Origin of the sequence: Kluyvera sp. CHPC 1.251 (genome assembly GCF_036759945.1) — a bacterium.
GTDB lineage: Bacteria > Pseudomonadota > Gammaproteobacteria > Enterobacterales > Enterobacteriaceae > Kluyvera > Kluyvera sichuanensis.
Window position 1 is genome coordinate 1 of sequence record NZ_JAPKIC010000007.1, and the last position, 12,905, is coordinate 12,905.

The following is a 12,905-nucleotide window of genomic DNA, read 5'->3' on the forward strand; positions in this document are numbered from 1 at the left end:
CCGCCGATCTGCTGGCGGATCCGCTGGTGAACGGCACCATCACAATCCGGGACGAAGCGGGTAACGAAGCCACCGACACCGACAGCGAGCCGGTGACCCTGAGCACCACCGAACTGACCGTGACCCTGAATATCGACACCATCAGCGACGGCTATATCAACGCCGACGAGGCCAAAACTGAGACCACCACCGTCAGCGGCACCGTCAGCGGGGACGCGAAGGCCGGGGATATTGTCCATCTGGAGGTGAACGACAAGGCGTACACCGCAACCGTCACCGAAGATGCGGACGGCAAGCTGGTCTGGCAGACGGAAGTGAGCACCGCCGATCTGCTGGCGGATCCGCTGGTGAACGGCACCATCACAATCCGGGACGAGGCGGGTAACGAAGCCACCGACACCGATGTTGAACCCGTGGTGATTGATACGGACATTGACGTTACCGTCACTATCGATCCTGTTACGGGTGACGATTTCCTGAGCTTCTCGGAAACTAACCAACTGCCAGGGCAGAGTGAGCCAGTTATTAAAGTGACCGGTACTGTTACAGGTGATGCGCAGGTCGGTGATGTTGTTGATGTGACGGTAGGGAACGTCACGCATCAGGTACAGGTCAAGGATAACGGCAATGGTAAATTGGTCTGGGAGAGCGAGTTTACGGCAGAGAATCTGATGAAAAACCCGGATGTCACGGCATCAATTAGCATTCGGGATCCTGCCGGTAACGAAGCCAGTCATTCTGCAGAACGCACGGTCGCGGTTGAAACCGGTAGCCTCATTACCGGGGATGAAAAAGACAACGTGATTCAGGGGAGTGAGAATAGCGACATTATCATTGCAGATACCCAAGGCTTCCAGCAGCTACCGGGGCAGGATTACAATATCGCCTTTATTGTGGACAGCTCCGGTAGTGTGGGTGCCACTGACATCAAAAACGTGATCGCTTCACTGACTGAGGTCTTTAATGCGCTCTATAACAACACCCAGCTAACGGGATCAGGGGACGTCAAAATCCTGTTGGTTGATTTCGATACGCAGGTCAACTTTGCCGTATCGGTAAATCTCAAAGACCAGGGGGCATTAAAAACACTGACCGATGCATTAGCCAAAATGACCAGTGGGGGCGGGACTAACTATGAAGACGCCTTTAAAGCGACGGCGAACTGGTTTAATGACGTCTCTTCTGAAGGGAGTGAAAACCTAACCTACTTTATTACGGATGGTAAGCCTACCTATTATCAGGATGATAAGACCAGCGTTGACGTTGATGGACGAACCGGAAAGAACCAGGTGGTCACACTTGATGTGACGAAAATTGATTATCAACCAGGGAAAGTTATCTCCATGGATATCAATGGAACGAGCCGGGTGGTGATTGATGCGAATGGTAACGTCTATAGCTGGAATGGGAATTCGAGGACAAATATTGGTTCCATGCGTGCCGATGGTAAAGGAGGGTATGAAATATCAACCCGCGCTGGGGACGGCAGTTCTACCACGACGCAAACCAGCAGTAACTCGAAAGATGCCTTCGCGCTGTTAATCATGGCATGCGCTAACGTTGAAGCTATTGGTATCAAAAATGGCATTAGCGCTAGCGATCTTATTGACTACGACTCTGACAAAGTGGTGACTGCCGGGATATCGGCGCAGGATCTCGCGAAGGTTATTCTGGGAGGGGATTATGTCCAGATGGCTGGCGCGCAGGATACGGTCCATGGCAATGCGGGGAACGATATCCTGTTCGGCGATATGGTGGTATTTGGTGACAAGACAGGTTTTGCAGCCATTAAAGAGTATGTTGCAGGGCAGCTGAATGTTGATGTGAGCCAACTGGATGTGTCGCATATTGCGCAATACATCACCGAACATCCTGCTGAATTTGATCAGTCTCAGGTCGATGGCGGCAGAGACGTTCTGTTCGGTGGCGTGGGTAACGATATCCTCTACGGCGGCGGTGGTGACGATATCCTTGTCGGAGGAAGCGGCGATGATGTCCTCTTTGGCGGCAAAGGTAATGACATCCTGATTGGCGATGGTTTTGATTCTATGAGCGAAATGGCTAGCCATATGAATATGACCGTGGATCAACTGACGTTTGATAAGGTTGTCGACTATGTCACTCAGAATAGCGAAGAACTTGGCGCAATGGGGTCAGGCAATGACGTTCTCTACGGTGGAGAGGGTAACGATATCCTGGTTGGCGGTGGCGGAAACGACATGCTGTACGGCGGCGAGGGTGATGACATCCTCTACGGCGGAACAGGCAACGATACCCTGATTGGCGGTAAAGGCGATGACACGCTGTACGGCGGAAGTGGCAGTGATACGTTCACCTGGCTTAAAGGCGATGACGGGCACGATGTTATTAAAGACTTCAGAGCCGACGAAGGCGATCGCATTGATTTAAGCGATCTGCTGGGTGATGTTGCCGAGACCGATCTCGCTTCTTATATCAGAATCACGAATGACAATAACGGTAATGCGGTTATCGAAATCAATACCAATGGGCAGATAAACTCTGGGGCCACAATGAGCATCACGGTTGAGAACTGCTCTGCCGGGGATTTCGATATTAATAGCCTGATGGCGAAACCGGATACGCCAGTCATTTAATGGTTCACGGTGTATGACTATCAGTACTCAGATGACCGCTTCGGCGGTCATCTTATTGCGATAATAAAACGTTTCGTCACTATGCTAACGCAGTACTTAACGGTTTTTTATTATTTCTAATAATAATTACGTAGGATTAATGATATTTTCCGTGTGCAACAACTGGTTGTCTTTTGACCAGTAATAGCGATTCACCTCATTGACATCCACCACCCATTTAAACACACCGGCCCTGGCAAGCTCCCGACAATACTGATCAAAGGCGGTAACGTGGGTGAAATGGCGCTTGGCGGCAATTCGCGTCAGGCAACTGCTGGCCTCTGAGTGAATTTTAATGAGCCCGCGGTCACTTTTCATTGAAACGTAAGAATCAGAAGAGGTCACAACCTTTACGTTCCCCGTGGCAACGAAGTAGATGTAATATGAGATATTATTTTGTTTTAATTCTGTTAAGAATTGCAGGAAGTCTGATTCATTTCGGACCTGCTCAAAAAATCCTCTGAGCATTTCATTAAATTCCATTTACGCTCCTGATGTATGCCATATGTTGTATTGATGTTTATTATTATTTGATTGAATTGTGGTGATGAATAGTTAACTTGTAAATAAATTAAAATTCTAATAGTTTACGGCTGACATTTTAAGGTCTGCAAGGGAATGGTAATAGTATTCTAATTGTTACTAAGTATTGCTATTGCCGATGGCGAATTTGATAGCGCGATCGCACATATCACCCTACACTGGGCAAGAAATCATAAGGAGAGAACAATGTTAGAAGGGTACTTCGATCTCGACGGCGCCACCGGCGTCGATGCCGCTGAAAACCACAAGCGCTTACTGGCCGTTCAGGCCGCTCTGGAGATCTCCAAAGCCTCCGTTTCTGCGTCCACCGCAAACTCGGGGATCCGCTCCCAGATGGATCTGCGCAACGTGTCGCAGGAAGTTGCCGCACTCGCCGATGCTATCCAGGATGCGCTGGAAATCGCAGAGTAACGTTCCGATACCGCCTTCGGGCGGTTGAGGACTCCCCCCTGACAGCAAATATGCTATTGCTGGATAAAAAACATCCTCGTTGTTTTTATTTTTGTTGGCGAAGGGTCAACCTTATTCAATTAATATTATGGTTGATAAAGATTTATAAAAATAAATTTTGATTAAACGCAATATGCTCATACATGACAGAGGACTATAACAGTCGAAGTAGTCATGGAGGACTCTATATGAGCCAGTGCTGTCATCGAATACCCCCTCGGGTTAGTTTTTTCTTAATCATTGCATGCCTGATACTTGTTGGCATGTTTGTGCTGGCTAACCATCTGACAACCTATCGGATTGTGATCCCTGATATTTACTATCTGGTATTTACGGGACTGCTTTTACTGCTGGATGCGATTATCTTCTTCTTTATGTTTTTCCAGTTTATCTGTAATAGAAAACTACTATATGTAGCTATTCTTGGATTAGGTTTTTTAGGTTCTGATATTTATTGCGTAGAGGCCGTAACGCTAATCCAGAAACTTATCTCCGTGTGCATTCCACTTAATGCGATTACCAACGATCTGGCTATATTTTATCTTTTTCGCCAGGTCACGTTTATCGTCGCCATCCTTTTTGCGCTTTACTACGCCTATTTGCTGAAGAAGAACATTAGCCCGAATGGTAAAGACGAAGCCCTGGTCATCGTTCTGGCATTCGCGGTTTTCTTTCTGGCGATATTTGCCCACAACCTGTCCAGCTACAATCCGCAGATCTCGCTGAATCTGATTAATAAAGCGAACGGTCACGTCCGTAATGCCTGGAGCAGTTACTACAGCGCGTTGATTGTGGCGGGCTGGTTTATGACGCTGCTGCTGGCTATTATCATCACTCAACTCAGGAACCTGCTGTGGGTGAGCATTGCGGCATTCTGCATCTCGAGCCTCTTCAGCAATCTGATTTTACTGAACCTGAACGAGTACAATTTCTCCGTCTGGTATCTGAGTCGCGGTATTGAGGTGGTCTGCACCTTCTTTGTGATCATCGTGCTGCTCTATGACATCTTCCTGATGCACAAAAATTCCACCATGCTCTCGATACACGATCCACTGACCGGTATCTACAACCGTGCTTATTTCTATAAAGAGCTACAGCAGCTGATCGCATCGGGTGAGAGCATCAGTCTGATGATTCTGGATATCGATCACTTTAAACGTATCAATGACCGTTATGGCCACCCGGCAGGGGATGAGGTGATACGCAGCGTTGTGGCGCTGGCAAAAAACGCCACCCGTGAATGCGATATTCTGGCGCGCATTGGCGGCGAAGAGTTTGCCGTGTTGATGCATAACGCCTCTGCGCAGGTGGCGCTGACGGTAGCAGAGCGCATTCGTGGGCGTATCGAATCGGAGACGGCAAAAGCGGGAGCGAATCTGACCCCGGAGCCGATGACGGTGAGCATCGGCGTCTTTACCTCATTAGACAGGCGTTTCACCGCCGATGAGTGCATTTCTTTTGCTGACAAGGCGTTATACGCCGCGAAGGAGAGTGGGCGAAACAAAGTTGTTGTCAGCAAGTAACGTCAGGTTACACGATTGAGTACTTTCCCTTCTGCGCGCAGGTGGTACACTGAAAATGTGATTTTCATCATGACCTGCGTAAAAACGAAAAAGAGATACTGCTATGCAACATATCATTGAAGGGTTCCTCAACTTTCAGAAAGAAGTTTTTCCTCAACGTAAGGAACTCTTCCGTAGCCTGGCTTCCAGCCAGAATCCTAAAGCGCTGTTCATCTCCTGTTCCGACAGCCGTCTGGTGCCAGAGTTAGTCACCCAGCAGGAGCCGGGGCAGCTGTTCGTCATCCGTAACGCCGGTAATATCGTACCGTCCTTCGGCCCGGAGCCAGGCGGGGTGTCCGCGACGATTGAGTATGCGGTTGTCGCGCTGGGCGTGACCGATATTGTTATCTGCGGCCACTCTAACTGCGGCGCAATGAAAGCCATTGCTACCTGCCAGTGTCTGGAGCCGATGCCTGCGGTTTCCCATTGGCTGCGCTATTCCGACGCGGCGAAAGCGGTTGTCGAGAAGAAAACCTACGCGACTGAAACCGATAAGGTGAACGCGATGGTGGAAGAGAACGTGATTGCTCAGTTGAACAACATTAAGACGCATCCATCAGTGGCCGTTGGCCTGCGCGACAACGCGATTCGCCTGCACGGCTGGGTATATGACATCGAAAGCGGTGCCATTCGTGCACTGGATAAAAACAGCAAAACGTTCGTCTCCCTGGCCGATAACCCGGAAGTCTTCTTCGAGTAATCGCCACCGGGCGCTGCCTGCGGGCAGCGTTAACGGTTTTTCACCAGTCTCAGCTTGCCGCGTTTTGCAGAGCGCCGGGGCGACGCATTCGTAATCACATAAAGAAAAGGTTGCCAGGCCATTGCCTTGTCCTCCGCTGCCGTTGTTTTAAACATGGCAAACAGGAGAAGAAGGGCGCTCCGGCGAAAGACTGAATCTGGCCGTCTGCGCTCATGCTTTAGCATGATGACAGCACTCAAAACGGGAGCCGCGAGCGCCCGTTTTTTATTGCCAGTTCTTTACTCATCGCAAACAAAAGCATTCAATTTATGCTTCATTGATGTTACAAATACAGCGAAATATCATGCGATCGGCGTCGGGAGGATGCGATGATTCTGGAAAAACTGCGAACACCAAACGGCAAGAAATTCCTGCTGTGTGCGGTAGTAGTATTTGCCATTGCTTTAGTGGTGGTAGGGCGAGCAACTTTTGGTGGTGTGGTCAGAGAATATAATCTGCCATACGCCGAGTGGACAACCGGCATGTTTGTCCTGCAAGGGGCGATGGTGATGGTTTACAGCTCAATATTTACCGTCCTGTGCTCTATCCCGCTGGGATTTTACTTCTTAGGCTCCGAAGAACAGCAGTAATCACCTCGGGTGAGCCCCTGCGCTCACCCGCCCGAATGGGTATTGCCATTCCGCTTAACTCCTGACAGGATCAAATTCTCGCTTGCGAAAGTTCTCAGCCATAATGATCTGATACGTATCGAAGACGTACCGGACGCAGCGGCTGAGTGCGCGGGTGGCGTTTCAGGGAATTAACCCATCCGTACGGGGTATCAGTGAGAATTATTCAGGATAGTTTGCGTAAAAAGCAGTCTCTGTTTGCCTCGGTGGCGGTAACTTCTCTGCTCATCTGCCTTGCCGTTTTCTTCTTGTACCAGCGTACGATGTCGCAGGTGAGCGAGGGGGTTAACGCGATGCAAAGTCAGATGGTGACGATGTTTAACGATAACGAACTGATGGCGGAAGCCGCGGGCGTACGTTACCAGCAGATAAGCCGCCACTATCTGTGCGGCGATGCTGATGTTTTCGAGCCCCGTGGCGGCGCCTGGGGAATTAACGCCGATCCAAAAAATATCGATAAACAGCATGGTGCGCTGATTTCCCGTAGCCCCGAGCGCAGCGCCCGCTGTATCTATGTGGCTGCCGAATATATCCGGGATAAAATCCGGGCGCTCAACCCTGAGCAGCACGATATTCATCGCTATATTATTGCCAGCGACGGCCGCTGGTTTTATTGGTTTACGCCCACGGATTCTGTGCCGTTTAGCTTTGAAACCTCGCAGATGGCTAACGACCCGCGCCAGTTCTTCCATGAACCGGAAATGTTCTATGACCGCGTGCTGCAAAAAAGCATGCGTAAAAAATCCCTTAGCTCAACCACCTTTTACGCCGACAAAATTACCGGCGATAAGGCTTACAGCGTGGTGAGCTATATCTACGATCTCTCTGAAGGTGAACCAAGCAACCATATCATTGGCTATCTGGCCTATGACCTTTCGCGAGTCGAGTTGCAGCGGATACTGAACCAGGCGTTTAACCAGCAGGTGCCATCGGGGCTGATTCTGGGCTATCAAAGTCGTGAAACCGGAGAGGTGCTGTGCATTGTCGGCAACTGTCAATGGCTGGATAGCTACCGTATTCATACGGTCTCATCGCGCTATGAAATTAAATATGCGCTCCCGGTGTGGCTATTTATCACGCACAACCCCTATGCGTTGGCGATTCTGGCAATGGCGCCGGTGCTGCTGCTTTTACTGTTCCTGTTGATCCGCTATCACCTTAACCACGCTGACCTGCGGTTTTACCGCGATCCGCTAACCGGCTGCTTTACGCGCAATATTTTTGCCCTTATTCAGGAGCGCGGGCTGCCTTTTATGACGGTTATTCTTTTTGACTGTAACAAGTTTAAGGCGATCAACGATAATTATGGCCACCAGGCCGGAGACCGGGCGCTGCAGGCCATCTCGCAGTGTATGTTGAACGATGTTCGAGCGAACGGAGATTGGGTCATTCGCAGCGGCGGCGATGAGTTCGTGGTATTGCTGAGCCGGACAGATATCGCCCATGCGCATATGGTTGCCGAGCGAATTGCGGCAAAGATTGCAGTATTTCCGTTCAGCCCACAGGGACAGTCGGTGCCGCTATCTGTGTCCTGGGGCGTAGCGCCGTGCGTCACGACGCTGGATGCCGCGATCCAACAGGCTGACGAAGAGATGTATCAGATGAAAAAACGTCGTGACGAAAGACGATAAGCCGGGCAGGGGGCGCGGCTTATCTCCGGTTTACCACCAGCCGAGCTGAACGCCCACGACGGTAATGACGGCGACGATCAGCATAATAATCGTGGTCTTTCTCATTGTGCTCCTCCCGGCAGTGCGTAACCGCCTATAAAAAACCAGGCCAGAAAGATCACGGCGATAATAAAGATAACGATGGGAAAGGCGATACCCAATCTCATTGTGACATCCTGAATGTTGTCCAAAACAGCGCGTATGATACTGTAATTATTCGACCCGTTGGGCGCTAATTTCCGGGCGATGACGGAATTTTTTATCCTGATACATTTCGCTGTCGGCGGCACGAAGCGCGCTGTCAGGGTCCATCAGGTGAGGATCGACCACAACGGCGCCAATGCTGGCACCGGGATAGTGAATTAGCGTATCGCCGAGCAGGTAATCGCCAACCAGGAGTTGACGCAGCGTTTCGGCAAACTGCTCAAGCTGCACCGTCGCGCGGGCAAGGGTAGCGACCATAAACTCATCGCCACCCAGTCTGCCAAGCTGGTCATCAGGCGAGATGCCGAGCTTTAGCCGTTGGCCCACCTGCTGTAAAAACGCATCGCCAGCCTGGTGGCCATAGCAGTCGTTGATCATCTTAAATTTATCGAGGTCGATAAACGCCAGCAGCACCGAATGATTCAGATGCCGGGCGAGGGAGAACAAGGTCTCCAGATTTTCAAACACCGCACGGCGGTTCGGTAGGCCGGTCAGCGCGTCGGTGTAGGAGTGATAAATCAGCGCGGCGTTAGCTTCCTGAAGCTGCGAAACCAGCGACTCTTTTTCGATATAGCGGGCAATGATGCTGGCAAACAGCTGTAGCACATGCTCGCTGTTAAAGCTGAGCGGCTTTTGTTGGGTACTGGTAGCGCACAGCGTGCCGAACAGGGAGCCGTCGGTCAGATGAATAGGCGTGCTGAGGAAGGTGGTGATCCCCAGCGCTTTTGCCGCATCGCAGTCGGCCCACTGCTCCGGCACGTGGTCGCTGTAAAAACAGCCGTCGTCCATCGCACGTTTGCACAGGGTATCACCCCAGGGAACGGAGAGGTTTTCCGGGATGTTCATCTCGCCGCTGTTGCGCGAGTATACGATGTGCTGCAGGTCGGCCTGAGTATCAATTTTCGTCAGATAGGTGGATTCCATATTGGTCACCAGTTCAAGCATCTCAAGCAGTTGGCGAACAAGACTCTCAAGCGATTGTTCAGAGGCAAGCGTTTGTGATACCCGGGCAAGAATAATATCTGACATGAAAACAAGGGTCCCTACGATAGCGTGAGTGGTGTTTTTTCGCCCTAAATGAAATCCGGACTCACTAAATTTTATACATTATGTATCCAGAACGTAAGCACTGTGTGGCTAAAAGGTGTGTAACGGAAGGTTATCTGTTTCTTATTACAGATAAAAAAAGCCCCATCGGGGGAGATGGGGCAAAATAACTCATTGATTATGGAATGTTCTGTTCTCTGGTCAGTTGAGAACGAGACGTACTTTACGTCGCAAAAGTGTAGCTAATTTGAAGAAATTATGGAGTTTAAAGCTAAATTCCAGCGTGAAACCAAGGAGAAATGATGTCCAGTCGCTACGTTTTACTACTGCCTCTGCTGCTTGTTGGGTGTGCAAAATCGGCCGAACCGGACGCACCACCACCGCCGCAAATCGGTATGGCTAATCCTGCTGCGGTGTACTGCCAGCAGAAGGGAGGCGAAAGTATTCGTCAGGTCAATGCTCAGGGCGAGTTCAGCCTTTGTAAGCTGCCGAGTGGCGAAACGATTGAGGAGTGGGCGCTGTGGCGGCGCGATCATCCGCAGAAAAAATGACAGTACATTCCTTATCCAGTACACTGCGCCTCCAGGATAATTCTGATTAACGAGAGACGTATGTTTTCGCTGAAGCCGGGCACCATCGCCATTATTATCGGTGCCCGTACCGCCGCTGGCCGGGCTAATATCGGCAAGAGTGTTGAACTGTTTGCGCTGATTAAGCCAGGAGAACGCTGTCTGAACCCGGTAAACGGGGTGATGACTGAACTGGCCGCCGACTCGCCGCGTGCGCTGTGGCTGGTGACCGGTGAAGTGAGCGCAGGTGAAGGGCAACAGGGCTTTGCTTTTGTGCGTTCAGAATATTTGCTGCCGTTAACGCCGGATGCGCTGATGGCGAAGGAGCAGGCTGCACTGGTAGGATAACGCGATGTCCGCAGACATCGCGTTCAGGCGTTAGCGATTTTTCAGCCAGTCGGCCAGCACGCGAGCGTGGTTTTGTGCGGTGTTCGCGGCGGCGTAAATTAGCGTAAGCCCCTGCTTTTGTGCGATGTCGGCCAGACGCTGGCCTACATCCTGATGATGCGAAAGCTCTTCGCGGTAGTGCTGGCAGAAGGTGGCAAAGTCGATGACCTCACCGTGATAAGCCTTGCGCAGCTCGGCTGAAGGGGCAAGGTCTTTGCACCATTCATCGTAGATAAGGTTTTCCTTTTTGATACCGCGCGGCCACAACCGGTCTACCAGGACACGGTAACCATCGTCAGGTGCTGCGTCGTCATATACGCGTTTACACTGGATCATATCCTTCCTCCCTTGTTCCATTCGACCATACCACAAAGATTGGTTGGGTTCGCCCTTCGGGTATTGCTAAAGTGCGACGACATCGCTAGTCTGAGGCTCCTTATGCCGTTCGAAACCTCTGCACATAAGGATCTCTCATGGAAAACTCTGCAGTGACCCCCGTTCTTCGCATTGCCCTCGTGGGCGACTACAACGCTGATGTGATTGCTCATCAGGCGATCCCACTGGCGCTTGACGATGCCGCCGCGGTGCTGGAAGTGCCCGTTGAATACCGCTGGGTTGCCACGCGTGATGTGCACAGCGCCGATAACCTCGCTGATTTTGACGGCATCTGGCTGGTGCCTGCTAGCCCGTATCAGAATACCGAAGGGGCATTACTCGCCGTACGCTACGCCCGCGAAAACAGCCTGCCATTCCTCGGCACCTGCGGCGGGTTCCAGCACGCTATTCTGGAGTACGCGCGCAACGTGATGGGTTGGGAAGATGCGGCTCATGCGGAAACGGATACTGAAGGCCGGATGGTGATTGCGCCGCTGACCTGCTCACTGGTGGAAAAGAGCGACACCATTGAACTGCGTGCCAACACGCTGATTGCGCGCGCTTATGGCCGGGACAGCATCGAAGAGGGCTATCACTGCAGCTACGGTATCTCTGCCGACTTCGCCGAGGCGCTGACATCGCTGCCGCTGCGGGTAACCGGCTGGGACGATAACGGGGATATTCGTGCGGTGGAACTGGTGACGCATCCGTTCTTCGTGGCAACGCTGTTCCAGCACGAGCGCAACGCTCTGGCAGGTCGTCCGGCACCGCTGGTGCAGGCATTCCTGCACGCCGCCGCCCAGTAAAAAGGTAGCCCGGCCGAGCGCAGCGACGCCGGGGAAATCCCGGCGTACCGCCTTGTCCGGGCTACGTTTTATTCAACGTTTATCTCTCGGTCTCGCCCGGCAAGCCCGCCGAACACCGCCATCACCAGCGCAATAATCGCCACCGCCATTAATGAAAGGTGCCATGCGCCAGTCGCATCGTGAATTTTCCCCATCAGCGGAGGCCCACAGGCCGCCAGCAGATACCCCACCGCCTGTGCCATCCCCGAAAGCGCTGCGGCCTGGTGCGCCGAGCTGGCGCGCAGCCCGATAAAGGTCAGACCCAGAATCATTGTGGCGCCAGAACCAAAGCCAAAGATAATCGTCCAGAGTACCGCCTGTGAGGGAAAGAGCCAGTAGCCCAGCGCGCTGACGGCGCACATCAGCGCCACGGTGATGGCGATCCCACGTTGATCTTTCATCCGATGCAGGATCAGCGGCACTACAAAACCGGGGGCGGCGGTGGCAAGCTGCAGGAGGCCGTGCAGAGAACCGGCATGCGCTTCGCTGTAGCCCTGGCTAATCAGAATCGCCGGTAGCCAGCCGATAATCACGTAGTAGACCAGCGAGTTCAGACCCAGGAACAGCGTCACCTGCCAGGCCAGCGCCGAGCGCCAGATGCCGCGGTTATGCATGGCACCGTTGCCGGAGATAGCCGTAGTTTTTGCTGCTCTCCACTGTGGCAGCCAGAACAGTAGCGCCAGCACCGGGAAGACCATCAGCATCAGCAACGCGCCGCGCCAGCCAAAACCGCTGAGCGCAATCGGCACCACCAGCGCCGAGCCTAACGCCGCCGCCGCGCCCATTGTCACCGAGTAAGCACCGGTAAACTTTGCCACCTGCGAGGCAAAATCACGTTTGATTAACCCGGGCAGCAGCACGTTGCCTAGCGCAATCCCGCAGCCAATGATGGCGGTACCGGTAAACATCAGCGTCACCGACGGCAGGGAACGCACGGCGATCCCGGCGCAAATCAGCAGCATGGCGATAAACAGGCTGCGCTCCATGCCGATGCGACGGGCAACCCCGGCGGCCAGCGGAGAGACAAGGCCAAACGCCAGCAGCGGCAGGGTGGTTAACAGCCCGGTTTGTGCGGTAGTCAGACCATATTCATCGCGAATGGCGTCGAGCAAAGGCGCGGCGCCGGTAAAGGTGACGCGCAGCGTCGAGGCAATCAATAAAATACCAATAATCAGCAGCCAGCGGCGGCTGGCAGACGTCGTAACTTCAGACATAGTCATCTCGACAAAAG

Annotated in this window: 14 protein-coding genes; 9 read left to right on the forward strand and 5 right to left on the reverse strand. The window is 52.3% G+C overall.

Features of this window, described 5'->3' with window-relative positions:
* Positions 1-2,615, forward strand: a 2,615-nt coding sequence (locus tag V6940_RS14295; RefSeq protein WP_333496307.1) for an Ig-like domain-containing protein, incomplete at its 5' end; no start/stop codon positions are given.
* 126 nt (positions 2,616-2,741) lie between these two features.
* On the opposite strand, the gene V6940_RS14300 is transcribed toward V6940_RS14295, so the two are convergent.
* Positions 2,742-3,137, reverse strand: coding sequence for a DUF1398 family protein (locus tag V6940_RS14300; RefSeq protein ID WP_333496308.1), 396 nt, complete (start codon positions 3,135-3,137; stop codon positions 2,742-2,744).
* 246 nt (positions 3,138-3,383) lie between these two features.
* Between V6940_RS14300 and V6940_RS14305 the strand changes: the two genes are divergently transcribed.
* The 5 genes from V6940_RS14305 to V6940_RS14325 all read left to right on the forward strand — a co-directional run bounded on the left by V6940_RS14305 (position 3,384) and on the right by V6940_RS14325 (position 8,208).
* Positions 3,384-3,608, forward strand: a complete 225-nt coding sequence (locus V6940_RS14305; RefSeq protein WP_333496309.1) for a hypothetical protein — start codon at positions 3,384-3,386, stop codon at positions 3,606-3,608.
* A gap of 302 nt (positions 3,609-3,910) precedes the next feature.
* Complete coding sequence (locus V6940_RS14310) at positions 3,911-5,170, forward strand: sensor domain-containing diguanylate cyclase (RefSeq protein WP_333496310.1); 1,260 nt, start codon at positions 3,911-3,913, stop codon at positions 5,168-5,170.
* 103 nt (positions 5,171-5,273) lie between these two features.
* Positions 5,274-5,909: a carbonic anhydrase gene (locus V6940_RS14315; protein WP_185665948.1), complete on the forward strand. Its 636-nt coding sequence runs from the start codon at positions 5,274-5,276 to the stop codon at positions 5,907-5,909.
* 368 nt (positions 5,910-6,277) lie between these two features.
* Complete coding sequence (locus V6940_RS14320) at positions 6,278-6,538, forward strand: DUF2534 family protein (protein ID WP_185665949.1); 261 nt, start codon at positions 6,278-6,280, stop codon at positions 6,536-6,538.
* 194 nt (positions 6,539-6,732) lie between these two features.
* Entirely contained in the window at positions 6,733-8,208 is a 1,476-nt protein-coding gene (locus tag V6940_RS14325; protein ID WP_333496311.1) for a GGDEF domain-containing protein, read from the forward strand.
* Between the two features lie 101 nt (positions 8,209-8,309).
* Here the strand turns inward: V6940_RS14325 and V6940_RS14330 are convergent, their stop codons facing one another.
* On the reverse strand, positions 8,310-8,414 hold the full coding sequence (locus V6940_RS14330; protein WP_035897158.1) for a YoaK family small membrane protein: 105 nt from the start codon (positions 8,412-8,414) through the stop codon (positions 8,310-8,312).
* Positions 8,415-8,460: 46 nt separating this feature from the next.
* The gene (locus tag V6940_RS14335) at positions 8,461-9,480 is read right to left on the reverse strand and encodes a sensor domain-containing diguanylate cyclase (RefSeq protein WP_333496312.1); all 1,020 of its coding nucleotides are present in this window, start codon (positions 9,478-9,480) and stop codon (positions 8,461-8,463) included.
* Positions 9,481-9,800: 320 nt separating this feature from the next.
* On the opposite strand from V6940_RS14335, the gene V6940_RS14340 reads away from it, so the two are divergent.
* Positions 9,801-10,049, forward strand: coding sequence for a putative hemolysin (locus tag V6940_RS14340; protein WP_333496313.1), 249 nt, complete (start codon positions 9,801-9,803; stop codon positions 10,047-10,049).
* A 60-nt stretch (positions 10,050-10,109) separates the two neighbouring features.
* Complete coding sequence (locus V6940_RS14345; protein ID WP_333496314.1) at positions 10,110-10,415, forward strand: hypothetical protein; 306 nt, start codon at positions 10,110-10,112, stop codon at positions 10,413-10,415.
* Positions 10,416-10,445: 30 nt separating this feature from the next.
* On the opposite strand, the gene V6940_RS14350 is transcribed toward V6940_RS14345, so the two are convergent.
* Positions 10,446-10,790 (reverse strand): DUF488 domain-containing protein, encoded by a 345-nt coding sequence (locus V6940_RS14350; protein WP_185665954.1) that lies wholly within the window; start codon positions 10,788-10,790, stop codon positions 10,446-10,448.
* A gap of 137 nt (positions 10,791-10,927) precedes the next feature.
* Between V6940_RS14350 and V6940_RS14355 the strand changes: the two genes are divergently transcribed.
* Entirely contained in the window at positions 10,928-11,635 is a 708-nt protein-coding gene (locus V6940_RS14355) for a CTP synthase C-terminal region-related (seleno)protein (RefSeq protein WP_442910822.1), read from the forward strand.
* A gap of 68 nt (positions 11,636-11,703) precedes the next feature.
* On the opposite strand, the gene V6940_RS14360 is transcribed toward V6940_RS14355, so the two are convergent.
* Entirely contained in the window at positions 11,704-12,888 is a 1,185-nt protein-coding gene (locus V6940_RS14360) for a CynX/NimT family MFS transporter (protein WP_333496315.1), read from the reverse strand.
* Positions 12,889-12,905 lie beyond the last annotated feature (17 nt).